Annotated in this window: 12 protein-coding genes and 4 tRNA genes; 2 read left to right on the plus strand and 14 right to left on the minus strand. The window is 63.9% G+C overall.

Annotated elements, in window-relative coordinates; all coding sequences use genetic code 11:
• Window positions 1–43: 43 nt before the first annotated feature.
• The 5 genes from AC25ND_RS12920 to AC25ND_RS12940 all read right to left on the minus strand — a co-directional run bounded on the left by AC25ND_RS12920 (window position 44) and on the right by AC25ND_RS12940 (window position 5,416).
• The gene (locus AC25ND_RS12920; protein WP_486976380.1) at window positions 44–649 is read right to left on the minus strand and encodes an START domain-containing protein; all 606 of its coding nucleotides are present in this window, start codon (window positions 647–649) and stop codon (window positions 44–46) included.
• A gap of 33 nt (window positions 650–682) precedes the next feature.
• Window positions 683–937: a YkgJ family cysteine cluster protein gene (locus AC25ND_RS12925; RefSeq protein WP_023628900.1), complete on the minus strand. Its 255-nt coding sequence runs from the start codon at window positions 935–937 to the stop codon at window positions 683–685.
• A gap of 107 nt (window positions 938–1,044) precedes the next feature.
• Window positions 1,045–1,509: a hypothetical protein gene (locus tag AC25ND_RS12930; protein WP_069016222.1), complete on the minus strand. Its 465-nt coding sequence runs from the start codon at window positions 1,507–1,509 to the stop codon at window positions 1,045–1,047.
• 62 nt (window positions 1,510–1,571) lie between these two features.
• Window positions 1,572–3,014 carry an aminotransferase-like domain-containing protein gene (locus tag AC25ND_RS12935; protein WP_028690450.1) on the minus strand — a complete coding sequence of 481 codons (1,443 nt, stop codon included), beginning with the start codon at window positions 3,012–3,014 and terminating at the stop codon, window positions 1,572–1,574.
• Between the two features lie 365 nt (window positions 3,015–3,379).
• Entirely contained in the window at window positions 3,380–5,416 is a 2,037-nt protein-coding gene (locus AC25ND_RS12940; protein ID WP_028690449.1) for an NADPH-dependent 2,4-dienoyl-CoA reductase, read from the minus strand.
• Between the two features lie 206 nt (window positions 5,417–5,622).
• Between AC25ND_RS12940 and AC25ND_RS12945 the strand changes: the two genes are divergently transcribed.
• Both AC25ND_RS12945 and AC25ND_RS12950 read left to right on the plus strand, forming a co-directional pair.
• Window positions 5,623–6,741, plus strand: coding sequence for a nitrilase-related carbon-nitrogen hydrolase (locus AC25ND_RS12945; RefSeq protein WP_028690448.1), 1,119 nt, complete (start codon window positions 5,623–5,625; stop codon window positions 6,739–6,741).
• Window positions 6,742–6,745: 4 nt separating this feature from the next.
• On the plus strand, window positions 6,746–7,786 hold the full coding sequence (locus AC25ND_RS12950) for an AraC family transcriptional regulator (RefSeq protein ID WP_028690447.1): 1,041 nt from the start codon (window positions 6,746–6,748) through the stop codon (window positions 7,784–7,786).
• Window positions 7,787–7,990: 204 nt separating this feature from the next.
• Here the strand turns inward: AC25ND_RS12950 and AC25ND_RS12955 are convergent, their stop codons facing one another.
• The 9 genes from AC25ND_RS12955 to AC25ND_RS12995 all read right to left on the minus strand — a co-directional run bounded on the left by AC25ND_RS12955 (window position 7,991) and on the right by AC25ND_RS12995 (window position 14,020).
• The gene (locus AC25ND_RS12955) at window positions 7,991–8,854 is read right to left on the minus strand and encodes a DUF2242 domain-containing protein (RefSeq protein ID WP_236179928.1); all 864 of its coding nucleotides are present in this window, start codon (window positions 8,852–8,854) and stop codon (window positions 7,991–7,993) included.
• A gap of 196 nt (window positions 8,855–9,050) precedes the next feature.
• Window positions 9,051–9,127 (minus strand) — tRNA-Asp (locus tag AC25ND_RS12960).
• A gap of 141 nt (window positions 9,128–9,268) precedes the next feature.
• Window positions 9,269–9,345, minus strand: a tRNA-Asp gene (locus tag AC25ND_RS12965).
• Between the two features lie 83 nt (window positions 9,346–9,428).
• Window positions 9,429–9,505: transfer RNA gene (locus AC25ND_RS12970), tRNA-Asp, on the minus strand.
• Between the two features lie 79 nt (window positions 9,506–9,584).
• Window positions 9,585–9,660: transfer RNA gene (locus AC25ND_RS12975), tRNA-Val, on the minus strand.
• A gap of 260 nt (window positions 9,661–9,920) precedes the next feature.
• A complete protein-coding gene (locus tag AC25ND_RS12980; RefSeq protein WP_062363728.1) occupies window positions 9,921–10,694 on the minus strand; it encodes an SDR family oxidoreductase in 774 nt (257 codons plus the stop codon).
• Complete coding sequence (locus AC25ND_RS12985; protein WP_028690444.1) at window positions 10,691–11,902, minus strand: O-succinylhomoserine sulfhydrylase; 1,212 nt, start codon at window positions 11,900–11,902, stop codon at window positions 10,691–10,693. Before AC25ND_RS12985 ends, AC25ND_RS12980 begins: the two co-directional genes overlap by 4 nt.
• A gap of 15 nt (window positions 11,903–11,917) precedes the next feature.
• A complete protein-coding gene (gene purF, locus AC25ND_RS12990; protein ID WP_028690443.1) occupies window positions 11,918–13,423 on the minus strand; it encodes an amidophosphoribosyltransferase in 1,506 nt (501 codons plus the stop codon).
• Window positions 13,424–13,465: 42 nt separating this feature from the next.
• Window positions 13,466–14,020, minus strand: coding sequence for a CvpA family protein (locus AC25ND_RS12995; protein ID WP_028690442.1), 555 nt, complete (start codon window positions 14,018–14,020; stop codon window positions 13,466–13,468).
• Window positions 14,021–14,073: the final 53 nt, after the last annotated feature.

Genomic DNA, 14,073 nt, shown 5'->3' on the forward strand with positions numbered 1-14,073 from the left:
TTTTTTGTTGCTTACGCGATTTTCCTCACGGCGGGAGCGGCCTTTAGTTCTTCTCGGCGCGCTCCTTCAACCCCTTGAGGGTATTGAACGGCGCATCGACCACGAACTTGTTGGCCAGCCACGACGGCACGCTGCCGCCCGGCTCGGTGTGCACCTGGTAGGTCACCTCGGTGCTGTCACCCTTGGGCACCAGCTTCCAGAAGCCTTCCACCTGGGCGACACGCACGAAGCCCTTTTCCTCCGGCAGATACTTCGGTTCCTCCTGGAGCTTGCGGGTCAGACTGCCATCGGCGTCCTGGACCGTGGTCACATGCAGGATCGAATCCCGTGGCGTCACCGGCCAGGGCGTGTTGAACTGGGTGTAGGTCCAGCTCTGGTCACCCTCGCTCTTGAGCAGCTTTTGCGACTTGCACTCGTGAATCCAGGCGCAGGCCCCCACCACATCCTCCTGCAGCGCCTTGACCTTGGCCAGCGGCGCCTTGATCACGGTCACGCCGCGATAGGCCTTGTATTTCGAGCCGGCCACCTCGCTGAGGGACACCTTGATCCCCTCCTCGTCCTTGGCCACCTGCCAGTTCTCAGCCCAGGCCGTCGGTACCAGCAAGACGCCCATGCCACACAGCAGTGCAATACCTTTGATCGATCTCATCATCTTGTTCCTTGTTGTCGAGGATCCAACCTGTCACGCCGCCGTCATCTGCTCCAGCCACCCAATGATGCGAATGGCTTCGTCACGGTCGTTGCCACAGATGTCCGCTTCCGCCTTGAAGCCGCCACACACCTGCGGCCGTTCGGGCTTGCCGAACAGCGCACAGAGGTTTTCGACATTCAGATGCAGGCAGCGTTCTCCGGCCGGCTTGCCCTGCGGCATGCCAGGGATCGGCGAACTGATGGACGGGGCGATGCAGCAGGCACCACAACCCTCGCGGCATTTCATGACAACAGGACTCCCAGGAGCAAAACGGGACGAACGTCCCTGGATACTAACCGCTCAAACATATGTTTGAAATTGCCGGGCGGATGAAATCACCCGTGACCCGGCAGTCAGTTGCGGAATTCGAATTCGATGGCCGCGCCTTCCACATCCCGCCGACTGTCGTTGCGCAGCTGCAACTGCATTTCGTTGCTGATCAGCCGGCCGTTGAGCTGGAACGGACTGCTGTCGGATTCGGGCTTGGTGGGGAACATCGAGGGCAGCAGCGGCTTGCGCACCACCGGCCCGCCACCGAGATCCGGCTCGAGATGCTTGACCATGTCCTTTGGCAGGCTCAGGTCGACCTTCGGCTGAGGCAGCGGCTTGGCGACAGCCTTGCTGACAGGCCTGGCCTTCGGTTTGGGTTTGGGCTTGACCTTGGCTACCGGCTTGGCGGGGACCTTGGTGGACGCTTTGTTCGCCGGCTTGTGCACACCCTGCGCCCTGGCTGCTGGTTCGACAGCCTGCACCGCACCGGCCGACAGCCAGGGCAAGGCGAAACACAGGGCGATGACGAGAGGGCGAAGCAGGTTCATGGGCATCAGGAGCGCAAGCTGTAAAACGCGTATGCTCCCTGTTCCCGACACGTCTGACAAGCCTACAACAGCACGCCGTTCGGATCTCGGCACAATTGCTGGGCCAGCAGGCCCAGCGTCATCACTGCGCGCTCTGCCTCGCGATTCCAGGGAATGCCGCAATTGAGGCGGATACAGTGGTTGAACTGCTCCGTATTGCTGAAGATCAGCCCGGGGGCGATGCTAATGCCTTGCTCCAGCGCCCGCACATGCAATTCCTGGGTATTGACCCGCCCCGGCAGACTAACCCAGAGAATGAAGCCACCGGTGGGCCGGGTCATCTGCGTGCCTTCCGGGAAGTGCTGCTGCACCGCCAGCTGGTAAGCGCTGAGGTTCTTGCGGTACTCCTGTCGGATGAAGCGCAAATGCCGATCGTAGCCACCATTCTCCAGGTAGGCCGCCACCGCCATCTGCGTGACGCTGCATGCCGAGTGGGTGGTGAAGGTCTGCAGGCGCTGGATCTCGTCCTGATAGCGCCCAGCGATCATCCAGCCGACCCTTACCCCCGGCGACAGGGTCTTGGAGAAGCTCGAGCAGTAGATCACCCGATCCAACCGATCGAACGCCTTGAGCGCCTTGGTGCGCCCCTGCTCGAACATCAGCTCGCCGTAGATATCGTCCTCCACGATCTGGATGTCGAAATCCGAGGCCAGGCGCAGCAATTGCTTCTGCCGCTCTTCGGGAATGGTGCCACCCAGCGGATTGCTCAGCCGCGCCGTCAGCACCAGGGCCTTGATCGACCACTGATTGGCGGCCAACTGCAACGCCTCCAGGCTAATGCCGGTAGACGGATCGCTGGGGATCTCGATGACCTTGAGCCCGAGCAGGTCGGCCAACTGCAACAGCCCATAGTAAGTGGGCGACTCGGCCGCGATCAGGTCGCCCGGCCGGGTCAGGACCCGCAGCGCCATCTGCAGGGCATCGACACAACCATGGGTCACCACCACTTCACGGGGATCGACCAGCACACCGGCATCGCGCATGCGGATGGCGATCTGCCGACGCAACGGCTCGAAGCCGGGGCTGAACATGTAGCTGAAGGCACGCGGGCTATGGAAGCGCGTCACCTTGGCCAGCTGCTGGTGCAGGGCGCGTACGGGCAGATAGTCGACATGGGGTACCGCCGCGCCGAAGGGGAAGACGCCATCGCGCCGCGCCTCGACCAGCACCTGCTGGATGATGCTGGCCCGGGTGACCAGGCCGGGGCGTTCGACCCGGGCAATATCCGGGGTCTGCGCCGTCAGCGCCGGTGTCTGGTGAACATAGTAGCCCGACTGCGGCCGGGCGCGGATCAGCCCCTGGTCCTCGAGATTGGCATAGGCCTGCAGCACGGTGGCGTGGCTGACATTGAGCTGGGCGCTCATCTTGCGTACCGACGGCACCCGCTCACCCGGCTGGTAGACACCCCGACGGATATCATCGGCCAGTTGCTGGGCAATACGCTGGTACAGCAGCAGGTTGGTCATGGCGTGTTCTCGAAGCGCGGACGGGATCGTTGTTCTTGTGCGACTCACTGCCGAGGCAGAATACCGTAACAGTTACGAAGTGTACTGGGACAGATCGCAGAATAGTCAACAATACAGTTGCGTGACAGAGAAACGCTCGATGTTTGAGTCGGCGCGCCGACGAACGCACAGAATGGCGATGTCGTTCTTAGTCGCCTGTTGCCGTTGCCGTTGCCGTTGCCGTTGCCGTTGCCGGATACATGGAGTAAGTGGAGACTACTGGCAATGCTTCTTCAGTTACAGTCACTCACTGACAAGCCAACCTCCACAGGAAAGGTATATCACCACCTCAACTGTGAAAGTTGGCTAATCACCAATTCAAGCAATCACAGTTCCGCCGCCAACCTCGACCCTTGATTAATCGCCCGCTTGGCATCAAGCTCCGCCGCCACGTCAGCGCCACCGATCAGGTGCACCGACTGCCCGGCCGCAACTAGGCCATCATGCAACTCGCGCAGCGGATCCTGGCCAGCGCAGATGACGATGTTGTCCACCGCCAGCAACTGCGGCTCGCCCTCGCCAACCCGCACATGCAGGCCAGCATCGTCCACGCTCAGGTACTCGACGCTGTTGAGCATCTGCACCTGCTTGTTCTTCAGCCCCGTGCGATGAATCCAGCCGGTGGTCTTGCCCAGGCCGTCGCCAACCTTGGTCTTCTTGCGCTGCAGCAGGTACACCTGGCGCGCCGGCGCATGAGGCTCGGCCTTGATCCCGGCCACACCACCACGAGCCTCCAAACGCGTATCGATGCCCCACTCCTTCCAGAACGCCTCGCGGTCCTGGCTGGTGGCCACGCCCTTGTGCACCAAGTACTCGGACACATCGAAACCAATGCCACCGGCACCGATCACCGCCACCCGCTCGCCCACCGGCTTGCGCTCCAGCAGCACATCCAGGTAGCTCAGCACCTTGGCGTTGTCGATACCGGGAATGGCCGGCGTGCGCGGAGCGATGCCCGTGGCCAGGATAATCTCGTCGAACTCGCCGGACACCAGCGCAGCCACATCGACACGGGTATTCAGGCGCAGGTCGACACCCGTGGACTTCACCTTGTTGCGGAAGTAACGCAGGGTCTCGTAGAACTCCTCCTTGCCCGGCACGCGCTTGGCCACGTTGAACTGCCCACCGATCTCAGCGGCAGCATCGAACAACGTCACTTCATGACCGCGCTCGGCGGCCACGGTGGCGGCTGCCAGGCCCGCAGGACCAGCGCCGACCACCGCGATACGCTTGACTGCCCGTACCGGCAGGTAGTTGAGCTCGGTCTCATGGCAAGCCCGCGGGTTGACCAGGCAGCTGGTCAGCTTGCCGCCGAAGGTGTGGTCCAGGCAGGCCTGGTTGCAGCCGATGCAAGTGTTGATCTCGTCGCCACGGCCAGCAGCGGCCTTGTTGACGAAGTCAGGATCGGCCAGGAACGGTCGGGCCATGGAGACCATGTCGGCATCGCCCTCCGCCAGCACCGCCTCGGCCACCTCCGGGGTATTGATGCGGTTGGTGGTGATCAGCGGGATTTTCACCGCGCCGCGCAGCTTGGCGGTGACCTTGCTGAACGCCGCGCGCGGCACCTTGGTGGCGATGGTCGGGATGCGCGCCTCATGCCAGCCGATACCCGTGTTGATCAACGTGGCGCCGGCCTGCTCGATGGCCTTGGCCAGCAGCTCGATCTCGTCCCACGTGCTGCCGCCCTCGACCAGGTCGAGCATCGACAGGCGGAAGATGATGATGAAGTTCGGCCCCACCGCTTCGCGTACCCGGCTCACGATCTCAACCGCCAGTCGCATGCGGTTCTCGTAGCTGCCCCCCCAACGGTCGGTGCGGTGGTTGGTGTGGGCGGCGAGGAACTGGTTGATGAAGTAGCCTTCTGACCCCATGATCTCGACGCCATCATAGCCGGCGCGCAGGGCCAGGCTTGCGCAGGTGACGAAATCGCGGATCTGCTTCTCGATGCCCTCCTCGTCCAGCTCCTTGGGCTTGAACGGGTTGATCGGCGCCTGGATGGCGCTGGGCGCCACCTGTTTCGGGCTGTAGGCATAGCGCCCGGCGTGGAGGATCTGCAGACAGATCTTGCCACCGGCGGCATGCACCGCCTCGGTGACGATCCGATGCTTGTCGGCCTCTTCCTCGGTGCTGAGCTTGGCCGCACCAGAGTACACGCCGCCTTCATCGTTGGGCGCGATGCCGCCGGTGACCATGAGCCCGACGCCACCACGGGCGCGTTCGGCGAAATACGCGGCCATGCGTTCGAAGCCGCCCGGGCGTTCCTCCAGGCCGGTGTGCATCGAGCCCATCAGGGTGCGGTTGCGCAGAGTGGTGAAGCCCAGGTCGAGAGGGGCCAGCAGGTGCGGGTAACGGTCGGTAGCCATGGATGGACTCCACAGGTGGCGTGATCACGGAATGCGGGCGCCTCTACCAGGTTTCTACAACAGCGTGGCGGGGCCCGTCGTTTGTCTGGGGTCGACATTAAACAGGCGTTTGAACACGCTCAATGATCGAAACTGACAACTTATTGATCCTGCTGTACAGCAGGACTACCCTAGGGCACTCCTACTGCCCAGTGCTGGACCGCTCCATGCGAAAACTGCTAGCCGGCGCCCTGGCGCTGGTCATCCTTGCCGCCCTCTGCGGCTACGGCTTCTGGACCCTGCAGCGTCCAGAAGGTCACTACCTGTCCGATCTGCGCATCGAGCTGGCCCTCAACCAGGGCGTGCCGGGCGAGCACGGCAACTTGCTGGGTGTCGAGCCGCTGCTGTATCCGGGGGACTACCAGAACCTCACACGCCTGCACCGCAAGCTCTCAGCCTACCTGGAACAAGCCCGCGCCCAAGGCCTGGTCAATCCGCGCACCGTGGTGGTGTTGCCGGAGCACATTGGCACATGGTTGTGGGCCCGGGGCGAGAAGCGCGAACTGTACCAGGTCACCCGACGCAACGAGGCCTGGCAATGGCTGGAACTGAGCAACCCGCTGAGCTATGGCCTGGCGATGCTCGCCGCCAGCGGCGACGATCGCCGCTCGGACGCGCACCTGCGCATGAAGGCCGCGCAGATGGCCGCCGACTACCAGCAGGTGTTCGGCAGCCTGGCCCGGGAGTTTGGCATCACCCTGGTCGCCGGCTCCATCGTCCTGCCCGCGCCCTATGTGGAGAACGGCGTACTGCGCATCGGCAACGGTCCGCTGTACAACAGCAGTCTGGTATTCGCCAGCGACGGTTCGGTGCTCGGGCAGCCCCAGCACCAGCAGTACCCCGACAGCGAAAGCCGGCGCTACATCCACGACGGCCAGCAGCATCCGCTGCAGGTACTGCAGACTCCCGCAGGACGCTTGGGCGTGCTGATCGGCAGCGACAGCTGGTACCCCGCCAACTACCGGCAACTGACCGCGCAATCGGTGCAGCTGGTCGCCAATCCGGTGTTCCTCAGCGGCAAGCAGAGCTGGCAGGCGCCCTGGCGTGGCAACCGCCATCAGGCCCAGGCCGCCGATTTGCCCCTGCAGCGCGGAGCCGTCAGCGAACAGCGCGCCTGGCAGCAACTGCCCCTGGCCGCCAACGCCAGCACCCCGAGCATGAGCGTGTTCATGCGCGGCCAGTTCTGGGAGCTGGGCAGCGATGGGCAGGGTTTCGCCAGCCAGGGCGGCATGTTGTGGGTCGGCAACGACAGCCACGGCGCGCGCCTGCTCAACCTGTGGCTGTGACGACATGCCCCGCCCCCGCGTACGCCTGGGTGAACTGTCGGTAGGTTTCGTCCAGCCCCTGGCCGAGGCGCTGACGGCACTCGGTCACGATCCACACCCCCTGCTGCTGCGCTATGGCCTCGACGCCAGGCGCCTGGCCGAGCCGGGTGCGCGGTTGTCGATCCCGCGCTACATGCACCTGGGGCACGCGGCGATTGCCCTTTCTGCCGAGCCAGCGCTAGGCCTGCACATGGGCCGCCTGAGCCGCCTGGCCCAGGCCGGGCTCGCCGGCGTCGCCGCCGCCCAGGCCCCGACCCTCGGCGACGCCGCCCGCACCCTGCTGCGCTTTGAGCCACTGTATGCCGCCAACTACCGGGGCCAGTCGAGCTTTCACGAAGACGCCCAGGGCGCCTGGCTGCGGTTCTACTCCATCAGCCCCTACAACGACTACAACCGCTTCGTGGTCGACTCCCTGCTCGCTGGCTGGCTGGCCCAGCTCGGCGCCCTGGCGGCCAGGCCGGTGCAGGCCGAGCGCCTGGAAATCGAGTTCGACGCCCCTGCCTACGTCGCGCAGTACCAAAGCCTGTGCGCAGGCCCGGTGCATTTCGGCGCCACGGCCAACCAGTTGCGCCTAAGCCAGGCCACCCTGGCCCTGCCCAACCCGCAGCACTGCCCCAGCACCTGGCAACACCTGCTGCAGTTGTGCGAGGCGGAACTGGCCCAGCGCACCCGCGTGCGCAGCCTGGGCGAACGCATCACTCACCTGCTGGGGCCACTGCTGAACGGTGGGCGCGAGCCGGATCTGGAAGAAGTGGCGCGACACCTGCAACTGCCGACCTGGACCTTGCGCCGCAAACTGGCCGAGGAAGGCACGCGCTTTCGCAACCTGCTCAACGACACACGTCGCGATCTGGCCGAGACCTATATCCGCGACACGGAGCTGGCCTTCGGCGAGATCGCCTATCTGTTGGGGTTCGCCTCGGCCGAGGCCTTCCAGCGCGCATTCAAGCGCTGGACGGGGCTGACACCGGGGGAATTTCGCCGCCATCAGCGGCAGGTGGGTTAAAGCTCGGTGGCGTCGTCGGCCGGTTCTGGCAGGTCCAGTTCATAGGCCTGGAATTCGAGCAGTTCTTCCTGATAATCGTCCATCTTTACGCCCCTTCATTCATCGTTCTTCAGTCATTGCGCCAACCTAAGCCAGCGAAATGACAGAATGATTACAACCCTATGAACGATAAACGTAGCAGGCGCCCGGGAAGTTATCGACACGTCAGAGTGGCGCCGGCGCCTGCTCTGCGGCCGGCGCGTCCTGCTGTACCTGGATCGGAGTTGGCTCGACGGGCGGCGCGATGGGCTGCGAGCCCTTGCTATCGTCCACAATCGGGGCCGCCGGGGCTTCGCTGGCCGGTACGGGAGCCGCTGGAGCCGCGACAGGCGCGGCGGCAACCGGAGTCGGGGCCGGAGCCTCTTCCACGCTCTCGGCGACCGACGCGGCAGGCTGCGGCGCGGGCGCCAGGGCAGCGGGCGCAGGCTCCGGCAAGCCCAGGTCGGCGGCCGGTTTTTCCACCTTTGGCTCGGCGGCAGGTTCGGTCTTCTCTGGCTTCTTCGGCTTCGGCAGGTAGCTTTCCACCAGGGCGAAGTATCGGTCGTAGAACTGTGCGGCGGTGACCGTTTCGCTGGCGACCTTGACCATGGAGTCGTCGGTGGAGCCGATCGGCATCGACACCGAACCCAGCACACCGACGCCAAGACTGGCGGAGGTGTTGGATTTCTTCAGGGTGTAGCGGTCCTGCAGGGCGTTGGCGAACATGGTCGAGCGCTGTTTGTCGCTCATGTCCGGCACGCAGGTGATGTTGAAGCTGATCTGCAAGTGGTTCTCGGCGTTTTGCTGGAAGCTCTTGTTGCCGGCGACCTGGTTGGCGTCGCTGCTGGTGATGATGTAGCCCTGACTGAGCAGCGCGCGCCGCGCCGCCTCGCAGGAGCCCGCCTCGCTGGTGGCGAAACTGCGGGAGAAGGTGCCCGAGTCATCGAAGTTCTCGTGCTCGTAGACGGCGGCCTTTTTCGAGGAACAGCCGGACACACCCGCCAGCACGAGGGCCAGCCCGAGCGCGCCATAGACGGTTGATCTAGACATTGCCAATTCCGGGAAGAAACGAATGGGGCGTATTGTGCAACACATCGATCAGTGGCTGAAACCATTGATCGGTGAAGACTCTGTCAGCTTGGTGTAAATCCTTGCCCGTGACCGTGCAAGGCGCTGAAATGAAAAAAGCGACCCTAAGGTCGCTTTTTCGTAGCTTCAAGGTGTTCAAAGGGCCTTGAGGCAAAGATGGCGCAGCGGACGGGACTCGAACCCGCGACCCCCGGCGTGACAGGCCGGTATTCTAACCGACTGAACTACCGCTGCGTATCGTTCGGGCTTGCACCCGATTGAAACTGGGATCTGAGCTTTCAAGCGCTATTGCGCGAAAGCCAGGCACAAAAAAAGCGACTTTGATATCGCCTTTTCTGTTTTGCCTTGAGCGTTCATGGGGCTCTTGGCAGAAGATGGCGCAGCGGACGGGACTCGAACCCGCGACCCCCGGCGTGACAGGCCGGTATTCTAACCGACTGAACTACCGCTGCGTATCGTTCAGGCTTGCGCCTGATTGAAACTGGGATCTGGCCTTGTGGCCTCAGACCGGTGCAAGCACCCATCTGGAGAAAAATGGCGCGGCGGACGGGACTCGAACCCGCGACCCCCGGCGTGACAGGCCGGTATTCTAACCGACTGAACTACCGCCGCGCATAGCTGGACTTGCGTCCTGTTCCTCTCTGCCAACGTGTTTCTTTCGAAACCACTGGACTAGGAACGTCTCAGGAAGTGGTGGGTGATGACGGGATCGAACCGCCGACCCTCTGCTTGTAAGGCAGATGCTCTCCCGGCTGAGCTAATCACCCCCGCGATGTTGCTTGTTGCGTTTGCTTCGCTGAGGCCGCGAAATTTACGCAGGTACCGATGCTAAGTCAATACCCCCATTGAAGTTTTTTTCAAAAAGGGCAAAAAAGCCGGTTGCTCTTGCCGACCTCATCGCGGGGCAGGCCCGCTCCTGCAACCAGATGCTCACAGCGTGAGAGCGGGCTTGCGCCGCCACAAGGCCGGCACAACCGACAAAAAAGGGGCTATCGCCCCTTTCTCTTACATCTCAACAGGTTACAGCTCAGTTGTAGATCATCTTGCGGGTCATCCCACCATCGACCACGAACTCCTGGCCAGTGACAAACCCCGCCTGACGCGACAGCAACCACGCCACCAGCGCAGCCACATCCTCGACCGTCCCTACCCTGCCCGTCGGATGCTGGGCATGGTCGGCCTCGGTCAAAGGCTCGGCGCGTCGCTGCGAAGGGTCACGGGCATCGATCCAGCCCGGGCTCACCGCATTGACGCGGATCTCCGGCCCCAGGCTCATGGCCAGGGCGTGGGTCAAGGCGACCAGGCCACCCTTGCTGGCGGCATAGGCCTCGGTGTCCGGCTCGGACTGCCGGGCGCGGGTGGAGGTCAGGTTGACGATCGCGCCGCCATGGGCGCGCAGGTAAGGTGCGCAATGCTTGGCCAGCAGCATCGGGCCATTGAGGTTGACTGCCAGTACCCGGTTCCATTGAGCCAGGGACAGGCTTTCCAGGGTCTGGTTGTGCGGATTGGCGATCGCCGCGTTGCACACCAGCGCATCCAGCCGGCCGAACTGCCCGAGCACCTCGGACACCCCGGCACTGACCTGGGCCTCGTCGGCCACGTCCATGGTGATGAACCAGGCGTTATCGCCCAGGGCCTTGGCGACCTTGGTGCCGCGCGGGCGATCCAGATCGCTGAGCACCACCTGCCACCCCTCGCAGATCAACCAGGCGGCGATGCCCAGGCCGATGCCGCGGGCGGCACCGGTTACCAGGGCTACCCGGCCGTTATGGCCGGGTTCGCCACTCTTCCAGTCGATCACAGCGCCGCCAGGCCGCGGGCCAGATCGGCTTGCAGGTCGGCCACGTCTTCCAGGCCAACCGCCACGCGCACCAGGCTGTCACGGATACCCGCCGCCTCGCGCTCCTGTGGCGTCAGACGTCCGTGGGAGGTGGTGGCCGGGTGGGCGATGGTGGTCTTGCTGTCGCCGAGGTTGGTGGTGATGGAGATCACCCGGGTGGCGTCGATGAAACGCCAGGCGCCTTCCTTGCCACCCTTGACCTCGAAGCTGACCACCGCGCCGAAGCCGCTCATCTGGCGCTTGGCCAGTTCATGCTGCGGATGGCTCGGCAGGCCGGCATAATGGACCTTCTCGATGCCGTCCTGCTGCTCGAGCCACTCGGCCAGCGCCTGGGCGCTCTCGCAGTGGGCGCGCATGCGCAGCTTGAGGGTCTCCAGGCCCTTGGTGAAGACCCAGGCGTTGAACGGGCTGAGGGTCGGGCCGGCGGTGCGCAGAAAGCCCACCACTTCCTTCATCTGCTCGCTGCGTCCGGCCACCACGCCGCCCATGCAACGGCCCTGGCCGTCGATGAACTTGGTCGCCGAGTGGAACACGATGTCGGCGCCGAGCTTGAGCGGTTGCTGCAAGGCCGGAGTGCTGAAGCAGTTGTCCACCACCAGCATGGCGCCACGGGCATGGGCGATCTCGGCCAGTGCGGTGATGTCCACCAGTTCGGCCAACGGGTTGGACGGCGACTCGACGACCAGCAGCTTGGTGTTGGCCTTGATGGCCTTTTCCCAGCCGTTCAGGTCGACCAGCGGCACGTAGTCCACCTGCACGCCGAAACGCTTGAAGTACTTCTCGAACAGGCTGATGGTCGAGCCGAACACGCTCTGCGACACCAGCACATGGTCGCCAGCGCTGCACAGCGACATGACCACGGCGAGGATCGCCGCCATGCCGGTGGAGGTGGCCACGGCCTGCTCGGCGCCTTCCATGGCCGCCAGACGCTCCTCGAAGGCACGCACGGTCGGGTTGGTGTAGCGCGAATAGACGTTGCCCGGCGTTTCGCCGGCAAAGCGCGCGGCGGCATCGGCGGCCGTGCGGAAGACATAGCTGGAGGTCAGGAACAGCGCTTCGCTGTGCTCGGCCTCCGGTGTACGGTTCTGACCGGCGCGCACCGCCAGGGTGTCGAAACCGACACCCTCGAGGTCACTGTCCAGTCGACCGGCATCCCATTGATCGGTCATGCCGTCGCTCCCAAATCAGTTGTTGTACAGGTCGATGATCGCGCTGACCGCCTGGTTCTTCACCTTGGCCAGGTCGTTACGGGCCTGCTCGATGCGATCGAGGTAGGCTTCGTCGATATCGCCGGTGACATACTCACCGTTGAACACCGCGCAATCGAAATGCTCGATCTTGATCTTGCCGCCACCAACCGATTCGATCAGGTCCGGGAGGTCCTGGTAGATCAGCCAGTCGGCGCCGATCAACTCGGCCACCTGCTCGGTGGTACGGTTGTGGGCGATCAGCTCATGAGCGCTCGGCATGTCGATGCCGTAGACGTTGGGGTAGCGCACCGCGGGGGCCGCGGAGCAGAAGTAGACGTTCTTGGCGCCGGCCTCGCGGGCCATCTGGATGATCTGCTTGCAGGTGGTGCCGCGCACGATCGAGTCGTCCACCAGCATCACGTTCTTGCCGCGGAACTCCAGCTCGATGGCGTTGAGCTTCTGGCGTACCGATTTCTTGCGCGCGGCCTGGCCGGGCATGATGAAGGTCCGCCCAATGTAGCGGTTCTTGACGAAGCCTTCGCGGAACTTGACGCCCAGATGGTTGGCCAGTTCCAGCGCCGCGGTGCGGCTGGTGTCGGGGATCGGGATGACCACGTCGATGTCGTGGTCCGGGCGCTCGCGCTGGATCTTCTCGGCCAGCTTCTCGCCCATGCGCAGGCGCGCCTTGTACACCGAGACGCCGTCCATGATCGAATCAGGGCGGGCCAGGTAGACGTGCTCGAAGATGCACGGCTGCAGTTTCGGGCTCTCGGCGCACTGCTTGGTGAACAGCTGGCCACCTTCGGTGATGTACACCGCCTCGCCCGGCGCCAGGTCGCGGATCAGGGTGAAGCCGAGCACGTCCAAGGCCACGCTTTCCGAAGCGATCATGTACTCGACGCCTTCGTCGGTGTGACGCTGGCCGAACACCACCGGACGGATGCCGTTGGGGTCGCGGAAGCCGACGATGCCGTAGCCGGTGATCATCGCCACCACCGCGTAGCCGCCGACGCAGCGGCTGTGCACGTGGGAAACCGCGGCGAACACGTCTTCCTCGGTCGGTTGCAGCTTGCCGCGCACGGCCAGTTCATGGGCGAACACGTTCAGCAGCACTTCGGAGTCGGAGTTGGTGTTGACGTGACGCAGGTCGGACTCGTAGATCTCCTTGGCCAACTGCTCGACGTTGGTCAGGTTGCCGTTGTGCGCCAGGGTGATGCCGTACGGCGAGTTGACGTAGAACGGCTGCGCCTCGGCCGAGGTGGAGCTGCCGGCGGTCGGGTAACGCACGTGACCGATGCCGATGCTGCCGACCAGACGCTGCATGTGGCGCTGCTGGAAAACGTCGCGCACCAGGCCGTTATCCTTGCGCAGGAACAACCGGCCATCGTGGCTGGTCACGATACCGGCAGCGTCCTGGCCGCGGTGCTGGAGCACGGTTAGCGCGTCATACAGCGCCTGATTGACGTTCGACTTACCGACGATACCGACGATGCCACACATGCGACGCAACCCCTACTTTGATGAAACTTGAGTGAAGAGCGCTCACGGCTTGGTCGGCCCGAGCAGCTGCTCCTTGAACGGAAGGTCAACGGGTGCGCTGACCCCACTGGACATCCACTGGCCGGTGAACCCGAGTATGAGGTTCTTCGACCAGTCGGCTACCAATAGAAATTGTGGTATCAGGCGCGATTCCTGCCACCACGGATCCTGTTGCACCGGCCCCAGGCTCAACAGCCCGACCGCCACCACCACCAGCAAGCCCCCGCGCGCGGCGCCGAAGGCCATGCCGAGGAAGCGATCGGTACCGGACAGCCCGGTCACGCGGATCAGCTCGCCGATGAGGAAATTGAGCATCGCCCCGACCAGTAGCGTGGCGACGAAAAGAATCGCGCAGCCGGCGATGACTCGCGCGGACGGCGTCTGGATATAGCTTTCAAGGTACTGCGAAAGCGACCCGCCGAACATCCAGGCTACCGCACCGGCGACAATCCAGATGAGCAGGGACAAGGCTTCCTTGACGAAGCCGCGCTTGAGACTGATCAGTGATGAAATGGCGACGATCGCGATGATCGCCCAATCAACCCAGGTAAATGCCACGGTGTTGCCTGCCGACGTTTGAGGCGGCGCATTTTACCAGAGCAAGGGGGCTT

Source organism: Pseudomonas sp. P110(2024) (assembly GCF_057480795.1).

Bases quoted from the DNA above. Each gene is read 5' to 3' on its own strand.
- AC25ND_RS12920 (WP_486976380.1), bottom strand. From the start codon at position 649: ATGAGATCGATCAAAGGTATTGCACTGCTGTGTGGCATGGGCGTCTTG.
- AC25ND_RS12925 (WP_023628900.1), bottom strand. From the start codon at position 937: ATGAAATGCCGCGAGGGTTGTGGTGCCTGCTGCATCGCCCCGTCCATC.
- AC25ND_RS12930 (WP_069016222.1), bottom strand. From the start codon at position 1,509: ATGAACCTGCTTCGCCCTCTCGTCATCGCCCTGTGTTTCGCCTTGCCC.
- AC25ND_RS12935 (WP_028690450.1), bottom strand. From the start codon at position 3,014: ATGACCAACCTGCTGCTGTACCAGCGTATTGCCCAGCAACTGGCCGAT.
- AC25ND_RS12940 (WP_028690449.1), bottom strand. From the start codon at position 5,416: ATGGCTACCGACCGTTACCCGCACCTGCTGGCCCCTCTCGACCTGGGC.
- AC25ND_RS12945 (WP_028690448.1), top strand. From the start codon at position 5,623: ATGCGAAAACTGCTAGCCGGCGCCCTGGCGCTGGTCATCCTTGCCGCC.
- AC25ND_RS12950 (WP_028690447.1), top strand. From the start codon at position 6,746: ATGCCCCGCCCCCGCGTACGCCTGGGTGAACTGTCGGTAGGTTTCGTC.
- AC25ND_RS12955 (WP_236179928.1), bottom strand. From the start codon at position 8,854: ATGTCTAGATCAACCGTCTATGGCGCGCTCGGGCTGGCCCTCGTGCTG.
- AC25ND_RS12985 (WP_028690444.1), bottom strand. From the start codon at position 11,902: ATGACCGATCAATGGGATGCCGGTCGACTGGACAGTGACCTCGAGGGT.
- purF (WP_028690443.1), bottom strand. From the start codon at position 13,423: ATGTGTGGCATCGTCGGTATCGTCGGTAAGTCGAACGTCAATCAGGCG.